This is a genomic window from Anaerozeibacter quisquiliarum (genome assembly GCF_051162045.1).
In the GTDB taxonomy this organism is placed as follows: domain Bacteria; phylum Bacillota; class Clostridia; order Christensenellales; family Aristaeellaceae; genus Anaerozeibacter; species Anaerozeibacter quisquiliarum.
Window position 1 is genome coordinate 151,917 of record NZ_JBISDI010000002.1, and the last position, 16,353, is coordinate 168,269.

At 60.8% G+C, this 16,353-nt stretch carries 11 protein-coding genes; 9 read left to right on the top strand and 2 right to left on the bottom strand.

Annotation, left to right across the window (positions count from 1 at the left end; all coding sequences use genetic code 11):
* Nucleotides 1–58: 58 nt before the first annotated feature.
* The 8 genes from ACH6CV_RS01660 (at nucleotide 59) to istB (ending at nucleotide 10,196) form a co-directional block, all read left to right on the top strand.
* The gene (locus ACH6CV_RS01660; RefSeq protein ID WP_456356414.1) at nucleotides 59–1,387 is read left to right on the top strand and encodes an alpha-L-fucosidase; all 1,329 of its coding nucleotides are present in this window, start codon (nucleotides 59–61) and stop codon (nucleotides 1,385–1,387) included.
* A 93-nt stretch (nucleotides 1,388–1,480) separates the two neighbouring features.
* Nucleotides 1,481–2,767: an ABC transporter substrate-binding protein gene (locus ACH6CV_RS01665; protein ID WP_456356415.1), complete on the top strand. Its 1,287-nt coding sequence runs from the start codon at nucleotides 1,481–1,483 to the stop codon at nucleotides 2,765–2,767.
* A gap of 280 nt (nucleotides 2,768–3,047) precedes the next feature.
* On the top strand, nucleotides 3,048–3,932 hold the full coding sequence (locus ACH6CV_RS01670; protein WP_456356416.1) for a carbohydrate ABC transporter permease: 885 nt from the start codon (nucleotides 3,048–3,050) through the stop codon (nucleotides 3,930–3,932).
* A 16-nt stretch (nucleotides 3,933–3,948) separates the two neighbouring features.
* On the top strand, nucleotides 3,949–4,776 hold the full coding sequence (locus tag ACH6CV_RS01675; protein WP_456356417.1) for a carbohydrate ABC transporter permease: 828 nt from the start codon (nucleotides 3,949–3,951) through the stop codon (nucleotides 4,774–4,776).
* A gap of 3 nt (nucleotides 4,777–4,779) precedes the next feature.
* The gene (locus ACH6CV_RS01680) at nucleotides 4,780–7,296 is read left to right on the top strand and encodes a transglutaminase domain-containing protein (RefSeq protein ID WP_456356418.1); all 2,517 of its coding nucleotides are present in this window, start codon (nucleotides 4,780–4,782) and stop codon (nucleotides 7,294–7,296) included.
* Between the two features lie 17 nt (nucleotides 7,297–7,313).
* Nucleotides 7,314–8,057, top strand: coding sequence for a copper homeostasis protein CutC (locus ACH6CV_RS01685; RefSeq protein ID WP_456356419.1), 744 nt, complete (start codon nucleotides 7,314–7,316; stop codon nucleotides 8,055–8,057).
* Nucleotides 8,058–8,326: 269 nt separating this feature from the next.
* On the top strand, nucleotides 8,327–9,442 hold the full coding sequence (locus ACH6CV_RS01690) for a Mu transposase domain-containing protein (protein WP_456356420.1): 1,116 nt from the start codon (nucleotides 8,327–8,329) through the stop codon (nucleotides 9,440–9,442).
* Nucleotides 9,435–10,196, top strand: coding sequence for an IS21-like element helper ATPase IstB (gene istB / locus ACH6CV_RS01695; protein ID WP_456356421.1), 762 nt, complete (start codon nucleotides 9,435–9,437; stop codon nucleotides 10,194–10,196). The genes ACH6CV_RS01690 and istB overlap by 8 nt, the downstream gene beginning before the upstream one ends.
* Before the next feature lie 417 nt (nucleotides 10,197–10,613).
* Here istB and ACH6CV_RS01700 read toward each other — a convergent pair whose 3' ends face one another.
* Entirely contained in the window at nucleotides 10,614–10,853 is a 240-nt protein-coding gene (locus ACH6CV_RS01700; RefSeq protein WP_456356422.1) for a YdbC family protein, read from the bottom strand.
* Between the two features lie 5 nt (nucleotides 10,854–10,858).
* Complete coding sequence (locus ACH6CV_RS01705; protein ID WP_456356423.1) at nucleotides 10,859–13,498, bottom strand: AAA domain-containing protein; 2,640 nt, start codon at nucleotides 13,496–13,498, stop codon at nucleotides 10,859–10,861.
* A gap of 179 nt (nucleotides 13,499–13,677) precedes the next feature.
* Here ACH6CV_RS01705 and ACH6CV_RS01710 point away from each other — a divergent pair, with 179 nt between their 5' ends.
* Nucleotides 13,678–16,323: a hypothetical protein gene (locus tag ACH6CV_RS01710; protein ID WP_456356424.1), complete on the top strand. Its 2,646-nt coding sequence runs from the start codon at nucleotides 13,678–13,680 to the stop codon at nucleotides 16,321–16,323.
* Nucleotides 16,324–16,353 lie beyond the last annotated feature (30 nt).

Below are 16,353 nucleotides of genomic sequence, written 5' to 3' on the forward strand. Positions count from 1 at the left end.
ATGACGCGCTGAAATGTGGTATGCTTAGGCGGGTAATTCACCGTAAGGAGTAGGCGCGATGAACAAGGTCGTTCAGGAGAGAACCCAACGAACCGAGTGGTACCGCGAGGCGCGGTTTGGCATGTTCATCCACTGGGGGCTGTACGCCATACCGGCGCGCGGCGAGTGGGTGCGCAGCCGAGAGCAGATGGAGAGCGCACAGTACGACAAATTTCTCGATGAATTCACCTGCGAAAACTATGACCCCCGCGAGTGGGCGCGGCTGGCAAAGCGGGCCGGCATGAAGTACGCGGTGCTGACCGCGAAGCACCACGACGGATTTTGCCTGTTCGACACCGCCTATACCGACTTCAAGTCCACCAACGCGCCCTGTAAGCGCGACCTGGTGCGCGAATTCGTCGAGGCGTTCAGGGCCGAGGGCATCAAGGTCGGGCTGTACTATTCGATCATCGACTGGCGGCACCCCGACTACCCGCACTACGGCGACAAGTTCCACCCGATGCGAAACAACGAGGCCTATAAAGGCGCAAAGCACGACTTCGACGCCTACCTCAAGATGATGCATGCGCAGGTGCGGGAACTCTTGACCCACTACGGCCACCTGGATCTGATGTGGTTTGATTTCTCCTACGACAACATGAGCTGCGACACCTGGAAGGCGGACGAGCTGATCGCCATGGTGCGATCGATCCAGCCGCATCTGGTGATCGACAACCGGCTCGAGGGCAGTTCCGAGAATTCCGGCTCGATCCGCACGCTCGACCCCACGCCCTATTCGGGCGACTTTGCCTCGCCCGAGCAGATGATTCCGCCGGCCGGGCTGACCGACATAGCGGGCAACCCGATCCCCTGGGAGGCCTGCGTTACGCTCAACAACCACTGGGGCTATCACGCCCACGACATGCACTACAAGTCGGCGAAGCTGGTCGTGCGCATGCTCGTCGAGTGCGTCAGCAAGAACGGCAACCTGCTGCTCAACGTCGGCCCCGACGCCACCGGGCGCATCCCGCGCGAATCGGTGGACATCCTGACCGAAGTCGGCCGCTGGATGGACGACAATCACGCAAGCATCTACGGCTGCGGCATCGCGGAGCTCAGCAAGCCCGAGTGGGGCCGCTACACGCAGAAGGGCGACACGATCTACGCCCACGTGATGGAGGAACAGGCGGGCGCGATCTGCCTCGCCGGCCTCGCGGGCCGGATCGAGCGCATGCGCCTGCTCAAGGATAAATCCGAGGTGGTCGAAACCAGGTTCTGGAATCTGGCCGAGTATCTCGAGAACGCGTTTTTCTTTTTCGGCAAATCAGCCGAAGATTGCTACCCGCTGCCCGACGAATTAGACACGGTCGTTGCGATAAAATTGAAGGATGCGCAAAAGTCGCCGTGAAAAAGTGCAAAAAGCGAAAAAATGTATATGGATTAAACCTGATCCATTTGCTATGATTGCGCTGTGACCGATACTAAGATAGGAGGTTTCCCCATGAAGAAACTGACGGCATTGGTCCTCGCCGCGCTGATGGCCCTCGGCATGGCTTCGCTGGCGTCCGCCGGCGAGCCGATCGAAATCCGGCTGCTCACGCGTATGGCGGGCACATCGAAGCAGGTGCTGATCTACCAAGAGGTCATCGACAAGTTCAAGGCGGACTACCCCGAAGTCACGATCATCGACGACTCGCAGGGCGACGAATCGGCCTTCAACAACATCCTGAAGACCGATCTGTCCTCCGGCACCCTGGCCAACATCTTCCGCATCCAGGGCGTGGCGAACCTCGGCAAGTACATCGACGAGGGCTACCTGCTCAACGTCGAGCCGTTCATCAAGGACGACGCGGTCTGGGGCGGCGGCTTCGCCGAGGGCGCGCTCAACTACTACCGCGTGCCGGGCAAGGACGGCATCTACGCCGTGCCCTGCGAGGGCGGCCTGATCGGCGTGTATTACAACGAACGCCTGTTCAAGGAGAACGGCATCGACAAGTTCCCGGAGACCTGGAACGAGCTCAAGAGCGCCATCGCCGTGTTCAAGGACAAGAACATCATCCCGATCGCGCTGGGCGCGAAGGCCTCCTACATGGCGGGCCATCTGCACAACCAGATCTTCTACAAGTGGCTGGGCACCGACGCCGCCAAGGCGCTGGGCAACCGGACGCTCAGTTGGACCGATCCGTCGGTCGTAGAAACGCTGGGCTTCGTCAAGGAACTGGTGGACGCGGGCGCGTTCCCGGACGGCTCCGCGGGCCTGAGCGACGACATGGTGCTGGCCAATTTCCAGAACGGCGAGGCTGCCATGATGATTACCGGCCCCTGGAACATCACCCGTTTCAACGATCCCGAGCTCTGCCCCGAGTATGAGAACATCCGCCTCGCGAAGTTCCCCTACTTCGAGGAGAAGCCCGAGTTCAAGGACAACGACATGCAGATCATCTCTCCCTACATGATTAACGGCAAGCTCGAGGGCCGCGCGCTCGAACTCACCATCGAGCTGGTGAAGCGTCTGACCAGTTCCGAGACCGCATCCCGCTTCGCCAACGAGGCCGCGCAGCTGATCCCGAGAAATGACATCCAAGTCGATCAGGCCAACGTCGATCCGCTGTTCCAGGCCAACGTCGACCTGTGCGCCACCTCGACCGGCGTGGCCGTGGACGTGTTCGACTACGATCCGCTGCCCTCCATGCAGGACAAGACCCGCAACGCCTTGGTCGGCATCTTCACCGGCTCCACCCCCGAGCAGGCCGCCGAAGAGATCCAGGCCGAAGTGGACAAGGGTTAAGGCCAGTCACGCGAATCCGCCTGCGGGCGTATCCGCGTGAGAGGGGTTCGAGGACGGCACCTGAAACCCTGCGGGGTTTCCGGGCGGTGCCGGGATCGGGTGAGCATTTCGCTCCGGCGAAATGCCGCCCGCCCCGGCGTACATGCCGCCGGTACGATTGGACATGGAGGGCCTCGGCCCTCCAACCCTCCCAGGGAGGTTCGTCCGCAATTTCCCTGGGGCTACACGCGCCTAAATAGGCCGTGTAGCCCTAACCTATAAAGAAGAGGGGTTACCCTGCATGCACATGAAAACCTCCCGGGCCAGGCTGTTCGCCGCCTGCTTCCTGCTGCCGGCGCTGCTGGTCTACATCGCGTTCCAGATCGTGCCCTTGATCGGCGCGGTCTACTTCGCGCTCGCCCGCTGGGACGGCATCGCCGGCTCCGAGGTTACATTCGTGGGCCTCAAGAACTTCATCAACCTGTTCAGGGACAAAGCCTTTCTGCTGGCGCTCAAGAACATGGCCGTCATGGTCGTCGGCAGCGTCGTGTTTCACACGCCGATCGCGCTGCTGCTGGCTGTGGCGCTGCAAGCCACCAAGCGCGGCTTCCGGCTGTTCAAGGCCATATACTTCATCCCCACCGTGTTCCCGTTGACCGCGATCGGCCTGATGTGGATGTTCGTGTTTATGCCCAACGGCGCCTTGAACGCGCTGCTTAAGAACATCGGTCTGACGTTCCTCGCGCAGAACTGGCTGATCGACAAGGCCACCGCGATGAACACCATCACATTCGTCAACATATGGGCGGGCATCGGCTACTACATGGTGATCCTGCTCGCCGGGCTCACCACGATCTCGCCCGACATCTACGAGGCCGCCGAGATCGACGGCGTCAACGCCACGCAAAAGCTGTTTCAAGTCACCGTCCCGATTCTCAAACCCACGCTCGTCATGTGCATCTTGATGGACATCATGGGTTCGATCAAGGTGTTCGACCTGGTGTTCGCCATGACCGGCGGCGGCCCCAACGGCCTGACCAACTTGCCGACCACGCTCATGTATCAGGAGGCCTTCCTGTACGATCACTACGGCGTCGGCAGCGCGATCGGCGTCGTAATCATGCTGATTTGCCTGACCGCGACGGGATTGACCGAGGCCCTCGGCAAAAAGAGCAACCGGGACTAAGGAGGCCGTTATTATTATGAAGAAGAATGTTGCCGGGACCGTCGGACGGGTGTCGTTCATGGTTATCTGTGCGGCGCTGTTCGTCTCGCCGCTCCTGTTCACGCTGCTCTCGTCGTTTAAAAACAACCGCGAAATCTTCACCGCGCCGTTTTCCATGCCCGCCGCGTGGCGGTTTGAAAACTATGCGACCGCCTGGAAGCAGGCCAACATCGGCCAGTACTTCTTCAACAGCATCCTGCTCGCGGTCGCGACCGTCGCGCTGCTGGCGCTTTTATGCTCGATGGCCGCCTTCGTCATCGCGCGGTTCCGGTTCAGGTTTGGCCGCTTGATCCTGGTGTTCTTCATGATCGGCATGATGGTGCCCATGCACACGGTGCTGGTGCCGATCGCCTACATGATCGGGCTGTTCAAGCTCAAGAACAACCTGTTCGTGCTGATATTGCTGTTTACGGCGTTCTCGATCCCGTTCACGATCATGGTGCTGACCAATTTCATGGGGCAGATCGAGGGTGCGCTCGAGGAGGCCGCCGTGATCGACGGAGCCGGCTACGCGCAGATCTACCGCCACGTCGCGCTGCCGCTCAGCGTGCCGGCGCTGGCCACCGTGTCCATCTTCAACTTCCTGGGCGCGTGGAACAACGTGCTGTTCCCGCTGTTGTTCATCAACGATCGGCGGCTGAAGCCCATATCGTTGGGCTTGCTCAGCTTTAATGGCGAGCGCGGTTCGGAGTACGCGCCGCTGATGGCCGCGATCATCATCACGGTGTCGGTGCCGCTCGCCATCTACCTGCTGTTCCAGGAGAAGGTGGAAGGCGGCTTGAGCGCGGGGGCGGTGAAAGGGTAGCGTATGTATACGACCGATTTTGATTTCGATCTGGGCGAGGCGCTTCACCGTCTCGCCCGCGCGGGCATCAATACCTCGGCAATCGAGGCGGCGTTCGCCGGGCTTGACCGGGCCCACCGGGGCGCGGCGGCCTTTCTCTATCAAACCATGCCGCTCAGCGACGCCGTCAACTACCCGCCCTCGGTCATCCTCGACTACGTCTGCAACGGCGTGGCGATTGCTCGCGGGGCGCTCGGCGCGCGGATTCCGAAGGACATCTTCTTACATTATGTGCTCTGCCACCGGGTCAACACCGAGGAGCTCTCCCCCTGCCGAAGCGTGTTCGCGCAGGCGCTGGCAACGCGCGCCGCGGGCCTTACCATGATAGAGACCGCGCTCGAAGTCAACCGCTGGTGCGGCGAGGCGGCGTCCTACCACCAGGCCGACATCCGCACCGCCTCGGCGCTGACCGTGTACCGCTCGGGCTACGGCCGCTGCGGCGAGGAATCGACTTTCGTCACCCAGGCGCTGCGCAGCGTCGGCATCCCGGCGCGGCAGGTGTACGCGCCTCATTGGTCGCACTGCGACGACAACCACGCCTGGGTGGAATGCTGGTGCGACGGGGTCTGGCACTTCCTGGGCGCGTGCGAGCCCGAGTCGGCGCTCGACCGCGGCTGGTTTGTGCGCGCCTCCTCGCGCGCCATGCTCGCGCACGCGCGCTGCTTCGGGGAAACAGAGCTGCCCGGCGGCGAGCAAACGCAGCGGATGGGCCTGGCGCGCGCCTACAATCAAATCGAACGCTACGCCCGCGTCCGCCGCCTGACGGTCACCGTGCTGGACGAGGCGGGCCATCCGGCCGCGGGCGCGCGCGTGCAGCTTGATGTGCTCAACTACGCGGCCTTCCGCCCGATCGCGGTGATGACCGCCGACGCGCGCGGCCAAGCGAGCATCACGGTGGGCAAGGGGTCGCTGCTGCTGACCGCCGTGCAAGGCGAGCGGCGGGGCGAGGCGCTGGTCGATCCGGACGACACCCGCGCACAAATGACGCTCGGCGTCCATTTGCCCGAGGATGAGGGCTTCATGTTCTACGCGCCGGCGGAGTCCGACGTGAACGTCGCGGCCGGCCCGGCCGACGAGCGGGCGCGCACGGCCGCGCTGGCGGCGGCCGTGCGCGCGAAGCACGACGCGAAGCGCGCGGACTTTGCCGAACGGGCGCGCACCGAGGGTGCGACGCTGGGCGCCTTCAAACAGGCGGACGCGCTCAGGCGGGCGCTGAGCCTGGCCTACGGCAACGAGGGCGAGCTGACCGCCTTCCTGCGCAAAGGCCCGGCCACCGCCGATCTGCGCGCGGCGCTGCTGCTGTCGCTCAGCGACAAGGACTTCTGCGACGCGCGCGCCGACGTGCTGAACCGCCACCTCGAGGCCGCGCTGCCCTACCGGGATCAATACCCCGAGGACGTCTTCGTCCGACACGTCGCCTGCCCGCGCATCTGGTTCGAGCCGCTGACCGACTACCGGCGAGACCTCAAGTCACTGCTGCCCGCGCGCGAACAGGATCAAATGCGCCTGGATCCGGGCCGCATCCGCGCCTACGTCGAGCGCCATGTCAAGGGCATGCCGGACGAGGAATACCCCGGCCTCGTCACCTTGCCGGCCGCCTGCCTGCGGTCGGGCGCAGGCAGCCCGCTGTCGCGCGACATCCTGTGCGTCGCGATCGCGCGCACCTTAGGCGTAGCGGCCTACATCGACAGGGTCGACGGCTCCGTGGTATACTACCGGGGGCAAGACCCCGTGCCTGAGCGCGGCGACGCGGCCGACGGCGTGCTGCTGCTGACCGCCGGCGCGGAGGGCGCTTGGAGTTACGAGCGCAACTGGACGCTCTCGAGGCTCGCGGACGGACGCTTCCAGCCGCTCGACCTGGCGAACGCGTCCTGGGCCGACGGCGCGCTGCGCTTGAACCTCGCCGCCGGGCGGTACCGGCTGCTCACGGCGGGCCGCCTGCCCAACGGCCATCAATGCGCGCGCCAATCGATGATCGAGGTTCGCCCCGGCCGGCAGTCGACGGCCCGACTGTCGCTCTACAGCGTCGATCTGAGCGAGATGCTATCGTGCCTGCCGCTGCCGGATTTTGCGTTGCGTTGCGCGGACGGCGCGATCGCGCTTCGAGACATCGCGGCGCGCTCAGGCGGCGTACTGATCTGGCTGAAGAGCGCCGAGGAGCCCAGCGCGCACATCCTGAACGAGCTATACGAGCACCGCGCGGCCTTCGCGCCCTACGCGCAGCAGCTGCACCTGATCCTGTTTGACGAAAGGGACGCGGCCGATCCGCTGGTGGCTCGGTTGCGCGAGGCGCTGCCCGGCATCCGCCTGTGCCATGCGGACAACGACGCGGACGTGCATACGCTTGCGCGCCGGGTCTACCTCGAGCCGGGCGTTTATCCGCTGGTCATCTGCACGGGCGGGAAGGGAGAGGCCGTCTACAGCACCTGCGGCTACAACGTGGGCACGGCGGACATGCTCGCGCGCATCCTCGCCCGATAAGATTTGGAGGTTTTACCATGACCGGCTATACCTTGGAAGTGTGTGTCGACAGCCTCGAATCGGCCATGGCGGCGGTGAACGGCGGCGCTACGCGCCTCGAGCTGTGCGCAAACCTCGTCATCGGCGGCACGACGCCCAGCGTCTTCCTGCTGCGGGAGATCCGCAAGCGCTCGGATATCCCGATCAACGCCATTATCCGGCCCCGGTTCGGCGACTTCTGCTATTCGCCGGCCGAGCTCAACATCATGGTGGGTGAGATCGAATGCTTCCGGCATGAACGGGCGAACGGCGTGGTAATCGGCGCGCTGACCCCCGACGGCGGTCTGGACGAGCAGGCGATGCGCGCGATGATCGGGGCGGCGGGCGGCCTGTCGGTCACGCTGCATCGGGCATTCGACATGTGCCGCGACCCGTTCGCGGCGCTGCGCGCGGCCAAGGCGCTCGGCGTTGCCACCGTGCTGACCTCGGGCGGGCGCAACACCGCCCTTGACGGCGCGCCGCTGCTCAAGGAGTTGGGCGCTCTGGGCCTCGTGGACATCATGGCGGGCGGCGGCGTGAATGCGGAAGTCATCACGAAGCTCCGCCCTCTGACCGGTCTGACGAGCTACCACATGTCGGGCAAGGCGGTGGTTGACAGCCCCATGCGCCACCGCAACCCGCACGTCAGCATGGGCCTTCCCTCCCTCAGCGAGTATCAGCTTTGGCGCACCGACGAGCAGCGCGTCCGCGCGGCGCGGTCGGCATTGGATGCGCTTGCATAGGCATTGGGATTGGGTGCAAATTCGGGGAATCATCGGCCTCCTGACAAAGCAGAAGTGCATATTTCGGCAACACTTGAACGCCAATTCCGGGATTACTTGAACACCGCAACGGCGTGATTTGAACGCAAGGACGGCGGTATTTGAACGGCGGGACGGAGACACTTGAACGCCGGAACGGAAATACCTGAACACCTCTTGCCGCGAGCTGGAAATACAGCTATTCTTCCGCCAGTACAGAGGCGGAGGAAGGCGGAATGAGGAGAACGGGGATGGACAAGGCACGCGAAATTCTACGGCAGCACTTCGAGGTGGGACTAAGCCAACGCGAGATTGCGGATTCGGTAAAGGTGTCGCTGGGGACGGTATCCGGAATTCTGGCGAAGGCACGTGCGGCGGGGATCGGCTATGCTGTGAAGCTGAGCAACGTCCACTCGTTTGAGTACTTTGGCGGCGTTCCCCGGATTATCGTCCCGTACAATACGAAGACCGCTGTTTCGAAGATCGATTTGCATGATCCGGAAGCGAACCGGACTTACGCGGACATGGCGCGGCACTACGGAGCGGCGATCGTCCCGGCGCGGGTTCGGAAGCCGAAGGACAAGGCGCCGGTGGAAACGGGTGTGCAGATTGCCGAGCGGCGGATCATCGCAAAGCTGAGGGACCGACAGCTTCACGGCTTTGACGAGGTGTGGGAGGCGGTCCGCGACGAATTGGAGGAAGTGAACCGCAAGCCGTTCCAGAAGCTTCCGGGGAGCAAGCTGTCCGTTTTCAGGGAGACGGAACAACCCCAGTTGCGTCCGCTGCCGCCCACCCGCTACGAATGCGCGGACTGGAAACAGGTCCGGGCGGGCATGGACTGCCACGTCCGGTATGACGGGCATTTCTACAGCGTTCCATACCTCTACGCGGGCAAGCGGTTGGAACTGCGGGCGACGGCGGGCGCCATGGAGGTATTCTGTGACCACGAGCGGATCGCGTCCCACATCCGCAGTTACGCCAGCCAGGTTCGGTATGTTACGCTGCCGGAGCACATGCCGTCCAACCATCGCGCCGTGGCGGACTGGACGCCGGAGCGATTGGAAGCGTGGGCCCGGAAGTTCGGTCCCGACACCCACGACTACATCCGCTTCCTCATCCTGAGGAGGGAGCATCCGGAACAGGCGTTCAAGACGTGCGCGGGTATCCTGCGCATGGGCGAATCGCTGTCCGCCACCGGCATGGAGGCCGTGTGTCGCGCGGCGAAGGAGAAGAACGTGTTCACCTACAAGTACTTCAGCATGCTGTTCAAGCGCATGGCTTCGGAACGGGACAAAAGACCGTCCGCGCCGATCCGGCATGAAAACCTGCGCGGAGGCAGCTATTACGGGGGTGACGCGAATGCTTGACAAGGCGACGCATCACAAGCTCCGTGAGATGAAGCTCACCGCCATGGCCGACAAGCTCGCCTGGCTGCAGGAGCAGCCGGGCATGCAGGGTCTCTCCTTCGAGGAACGTTTCGGCATGCTCGTTGACGCCGAGTGGCTGGCAAAGCGCGGACGCCGAATAGAGCGTTTCGTCCGGCAGGCGGAGTTTCGTTTCCCCGCCGCTGTGGAAGACATTGACTACCACGACAAGCGCGGAATCACGAAGGACGACGTTCTGCGGCTCAGCGACTGCTCCTACATCCAGAAGAAGCAGAACGTGATCCTATCCGGCCCGACCGGCGTCGGCAAGACGTACCTTACCTGCGCATTAGGGCGCTGCGCCTGCCAGTTGGGCATGGCCGTCCGCTACATCCGCACCAGCGACTTTTTCCTAAGCCTCGAGGACGCGCGCGCCTCCGGCTCGTATTCTTTGTTCAGAAGGCGGCTGGCGAAGGTGCCTCTCTTGATCCTGGACGACTGGGGGATGAAGCCGTTCTCGGTGGACGAGTGTCACGAAGTGATGGAACTCGCCGAGCTCCGCTACGGCCGGGCATCCACATTGATCTCAGGCCAGCTCCCGCCGTCTTCCTGGCATGAGCTCTTTCCCGATCCTACACTGGCCGACGCCACCCTGGACCGACTGGTGCACAACGCCTACAAGTACAATCTGGCCGGCGACTCCATGCGAAAGACGCTTGCCTTGCGGCAATTCGAGGACGAGAACCCCGGGCGCTGACGCGACCACCACCGCGCCCTCCGGGCGCATTCCCTGCTTGCGCAACCTGCAATGAACGAGTATACTATGGGGCAATCCTTCTCGCGGCAGAGTGTTCAAGTGTTTCCGTTCTTGTGTTCAAGTATTTTCCGTTTTACCATTCAAGTCTGCCGGAATACGCAGCTCCATCAACGCAAGCGCTTCGGATACAATTATAATACAGTTAAAGATTTGCGGTAATAACCAGTTCTGAAAAAGACCTGTTGCTTCTCCTTGTCATACTGCACCGCCGAAGCCGTTCCGCCTCCGTTTTATTGCACATTTTTTAGACTCAAACGCGTCCAAAGCCCCTAACTGCTGATAAAGCTTCCAAGGCTTTGGAAACACATCAAGCTAAGCGGCATGTTGCAGGCATTGGTAGATTTGTACTCAATCAGTCTACAAAAATGCCACTTCTTCAGTCAACAGCTTCTGCAAAACAATCAATTCTTCATCTGTGAAGGTAATGCCTTTCCCCATTTTCGCGTGATCAACCGACCATTTTCGCAAATCACACTTGGGTTCGCGGCCGTTCCAGCTGATCCTGTTCAGTTCCAGCCGCCAGGAGCCGCTTTCCGAGAGAACACCGATCTCGTTGATAATTTCAAATTTGATTTCTTCATTCTGCTTATCCGCCATTGGAGTCACTCCTTTATATGGTTCTCCATGATGCGCCATGCCGGACGATTGGCTGTAGCCACCGCACCTCGCTTTTCCAGCGAGGCCTTGATCACATTGGCTGCTGCCAACTGTTCAAATTCCACTTTCCGTTCCACGCTGTACAGGACCCACAGGATACCGCTGGTGCTCCGATTGTCAATGTACTCAAAGGACGCAGCATCCAATGCTTCCAAGAAGCCACCCTTGAGTTTGGATTCCGGAATAAGGTCGCCCCAACCAATCTGTTCTACCCCTGGGGCCGGAGTCTTCACCGGTTTTGCTTCGCTTCCAGAAGAAGGATGGCCTGCATGCACGGGCTTTACGGGAGATGGAGTGATGCTTGGTTTCCCTGGCATTGACTCCTGCTGCGCGGCATCCTTCCCCCCTATAGGAATCGGGGTATTCGTCGCAGTGGGCGTTTCACGACCATTTGATGCCACAGGGAACTGTTCAATACTCGTTTGTTTTTGCGGCTGGGTGGCAGGCTTTTCCGCAATCGGATGCCTATCAGGTTCTTGGATCGGATTATAGTCATCGTCATCCGAATGCCAAGAACGGACAATCTGCTGGATACGCGTTGCGACCTTCTGTTTCAATGCATGCTGCTGCATAAAGTCGGTGTTGCAAATACTGGACGCCTCCGGGACGATACCAGCTTCATTTAGGTTTTGCTTGATTCGCTCCATTGCACGCTCTTTGTCACGGAAATACTCGCTGCCGCGTAGGCGGATGAATTGCCATCCAAGTCGCTCGAGTACGTTCTGCCGTTCCACATCGTTCCGGATTTCTTCCTCACTGCTATGGTAACGCTCACCATCGCATTCCAATGCGATGCGTTTGCCCTTACAACTGACCACCATATCCAAACGATACCCGCCAACGGGATATTGCTGGGTCACCTGATAGCCTGCCGTCACAAGGCTCTTGGCAACTCCCTCCTCAAATATAGATTCGGAGCTCCCTTCAACTTGTTTGAGCTTCTGGCCATAGGATTTCGGATCTTTCGCGTAATCCAGCAAGTCTCGCCGAAGGTCTCCGGTCTTCAGGCTTACGGCGGGGTCCATAGAATGAACAATCCAGATTTGATTCTGTGCGCGGCTGACGGCAACGTTATAGCGCTGTTTGGTGGAATCGGATTTGCCTTCCGTAATCTTGCGCAACGGTCCATCTCCCTCATTACTGTCCACAAGAGATAGTAATATAACGCTGCGTTCGTCACCCTGGAAATCCGAGGCGGTGCCGCATAGTATTCGCCGGTTTTCGCGATCTACAAGATGGATATGCTCATAGAGCAGCTTATCAATCAGCTTGACCTGCTCATCGCCCAGCATGGAGATAATGCCGAAAGTCTCATTTCTATATTCCGGCATTTCCATAAAAACCTGAATGGCGGCCACGATGGCTTCCGCTTCGGCCAGGTTGGTTTTACCCTTGCGCTGGCCTTCTACGCGGAAGGGGATAACGGCAGGCTGAACCGCATCATTTCCCGCCTCGCGCAGGGGCTTTATTCTTCCCTCATAGGACAACCAATTGCTGTAGCCGATAATGTCCGGCACACACCGGAAGTGTTCGCGAAGCATGAGCGGCTTGCAGATGCTGCCGGCAAGGTCATAAATCGAGTAGCTAGCATCATACAGGTGCCAATTGGGAATCCGGTCCTTGATATAGGTGGCTTTCAGCACTTTTATCTTCTCTTCGGGGATCCCAACGGCCATGGGGCTAACCTGCTCATCGTCACCGACCACAATGACCTTCTTGCCCATGAATAGAATCGGTATGGCCGTTATATCCGCCTGACTTGCCTCGTCAATGATGACGATATCAAATTTTGTTTTAGAAGGGTCAATGCTGTCCATCACCTTCCCGATGGGCATAATCCATGCCGGGACAGCCTGTTGGCTGTCGGCCATCAACTCCTGCGCCCGTTTTTTCAGCTCTCTGGCATTCTTACCAGTACCCTTGCCGATTCGCTTGATGGTCTGCTTCCAGCCGATCAGCGCGGATCGGATGCGCAAGTTTCCTGTGATGCGTTTGGATAGGAGATACCATGCCAAGGCGGTTGCCAGTTCTTCGGTAGCCCTTTGGTACTGCACTTTCAGGCGGCTGACACGGCGCTCGGCATCTGACAGGGGCGTTGTGCAGATTCTTTGAACGATGATGTCCAGTTGCTTAAGCTGCCAGCTTTCCTGGATACTTGCGGGAATTTCGGCAAGCCCGTGGATACCGACGCGCTGACTGATGGCTTCCGCCCACATGGGCGCAACCTGCTTGATTTTGCCGAGCAGCTGATGGCGACGAATCAATAGCGGCATTTTGGAGGTCACATCAAGGAACACGGCAAAATGCTGCGCATAAGCTTCCGTATCACGCTCTAATATGGCGTTCAGCAGCAGCTGGCACAACCCGGAATCCTCACAGCCGCCGAGAAGCATTTGCGTTCCCCGAATCAGCCGTGCAGGTTCAGATAGCAGCAAAATGTAGGCTGTCATGGTGAGGGCTTTTTCAATCTGACCATGCAAATCGCGGAGTATTGATGCCACGGCTTGCTCATTGGTCAGGTTTACATGCTCAAGGCCAGCGAAGAGCGCCAAGTTAATCCCAGCTCGCTGGATGGCCTGAACCAAGGCAGGGTATCCGCTTTGCGTCCTTCGGCCTCTCAAAAGATGACTTCAAAGGCGCCTTCGCGCTGAAAAGCGCGTCCGCCTGGAAGGACGGCCTGCTCAAGATATGGACGGACGGGAAGAAGGAAACCAAGGAGATCGTCGCGGAATGGACGGATTCCTTCAAGGCGCTGAACGTCGGCATGACCGAGAGCCTTCAAAAGCTCAAATCCGACGCCACCGCCACCGGGCATTCGGATGTCGCCGATACCATCCAGAAGGACATCGACGCGCTGGCGGCGATGGACAGCGAAGTCGAAAAGCTGCTGAAAAAGCGGCAAAATGGCTTTTTGTCTGAAAAGGACAAGCTGCGGCTGGACGAGCTGATCGACGCACGCGAAGCCATTCAGATCAAGTACAACCTCGTGCCTGACGGTGAAAACGGCTATGCGCAAATCCTTCAGGGCATTGAAACCGAGAAGGCCAAGGCGCAGGCGCGCGGGCAGAAGCATGTGGACAATGCCGTCTATGAGCGCGGGCTGACAGCCACCGCCCAGGGCTATTCCGCCGTGACCGCCGCCATTGACGAACGGTACGATGCGGAATATAAGGTGATCCAGCTCATGGCCGAAGGCAGCGACAAGACCGCCGCACAAGCCGCGCTGGATGCTGGGTACAACGCCGACCGCAAGGCCGCCGCGCAGGAATACGCGGATGTTCTGGCGCAAATCGTGCTCCCGGTATGGAATGAGGACGGAATCCAGCAGGCCAGCTCCGATATGGACAAGCTGATGCAGCTTTTCCGCGAGTATTCCACCATTGGCGGGGACGGGTATCAAGACCCGGCGCTGCTTTCGCAGATGGATGCGCTTACGACGGGGATGAACGAGGACGATCTCGTTTCCTACATCGGTCTTTTGCATCAGGTACAATCTCTGCTGGATGGCGGCATGACGGAAGCCGAAGTGCAGGCCATGTTCCCGGACTTCGATTTTTCCCAAAACCTTGACGAGCTGGCGGCGTTGGCTGACTTTGCGTCCCAGCGTTCGGGGGAGCTTACGGGCCTCTCGAAAATCCTGAACGAGATGATCCCCGAGGAAATGCAGAAGCTCTCCGTCGATCTCGATTTGACACTTGCGCAGCAGCGCTGGGCCGAATTCGCCGCCAATCCGGGCGCGATCACGACCGACGCGGTGATCGGCAACTATACGCAGGCAGAGGAAGCCGCCGTGCCGCAGCCCCTCGTGGACGCGCTCGTTTCTTCCTATAAGGAAATCGAAACCGGCGCGTCCACCGCGCAACTCTCGCCAAGCGACGTGGTGGCGCAGGTCGCCTCCTACTTGGAAGCGGAGGGCTGCGACCTCTCCGCGCTCAAACCGGATCAGGTGGAGGCTATCGTGGATGCCTATGCCGAAGCCACCGGCTGCGACAAATCCACGCTCATGCAGGCATTCACCGCGACCATCACTGCTTACGACGATACGGGCGCCGTCAAACCGACCCTGAACATCAAGGTATCCATCACCGGGTATGACCTCGCCGCTTACAACGGGTTCGTGAAGAATCATCCCATAGAGGTCGAGGGCCGCGTCCGGCTGGGCGAAATGTACCAGAATCCGCAGGATGTGCTCCATGAACCCAAGGCGAGCTTCTACATGGATGGCAAGCAGGTGCCGGTGGACGTGGTGCCCAGGGAGAAGCTCACCGCCGACACGCTGTTCGTCTACGGCGCAGACGGCACGATGCACGTCCTCATCACCCCGGAGGTGCAGGGCACACCCGAATCCGTGCAGGCTGCGGCCGATCTTTTGAAGTCCACCGAGCACCAAGGCTCCATCGGCGCAAAGCTGTTCGGCGACGACACGCTCGCCGATGTCCAGCGTCTGAACGAGTACCTGACCGGCATCAACAACGAGATGAACTCGTGGCTCAATTTCGGCGGCTGGATGGACGGCTGGGACCGGGGCGCGGCGGCGGATACCATCTCCAACTACTTGGACGCCACCGAGATCGGGCACATCCAGGCTGTGGTAAACGAGGCCATCACGGCCCTGAACAACGGAGAGGCGCTTTCGGCGGATGTAATTGCCAACCTGCAGGAGATTTCCAACCTCGTCAGCCTCATGGATTCCATTGGCGTCGGCGAGAACATCCTGGCGGGCATCGCCGAGGGCATGACCGCGGCCGGCACCGACACCGCGGCGCAGACGGTCGCCGTCAACCTCGAAAACGCGCTCAACGCCGCGCTGGGCATAAAGTCGCCCTCCACGCGCGTGAAGCCGGTGGGCGCAAGCGTCGCCGCCGGCGTCGGCGAGGGCATGAAGGGCCACGACTTGACCGGCGCAGCCTCCGCCGTCGCAGCCGGCGTATCCTCCGCGCTCGCCGCCGCCTTGGCCGGCCCGCAGTTCGCGGCCATTGGCCTAAACGCCATGCTGGGCCTCGCCCTCGGCATCCTGTCCGGGCGCGCGCTCGTGGTCGCCGCAATGGGGACCGTGGCGCGTGACGCGGTGCTGACGGCGAAGTCCGAACTCAAGATCCAGTCGCCCTCGGCTGTGTTCCGCGACGAGGTGGGTCGTATGGCAATGAAAGGCCTCGGCGAAGGCGTGCTGCTGGAGCGCGAGGCCCAGGCCAAGGTCATTCGCAACGCCGCGCGTTTCCTGACCGGCGTGGCACAGGCGGGTGTTGGCGGCACATCCTCCTACTACAACCGCAAGACCTATCACCAGGATCAGAGCGTAACCGTGCGCGTGGACAGGCTCTACGTCCGGGATGAAAAGGATGTGCGCAGCCTCGCCATTGAATTGGCGCAGTTCAACAAGACACAGTACGCCGGAGTGGGCGTCAGATGACAAAGCAATCGAGGTGATCCACGGTGGCCG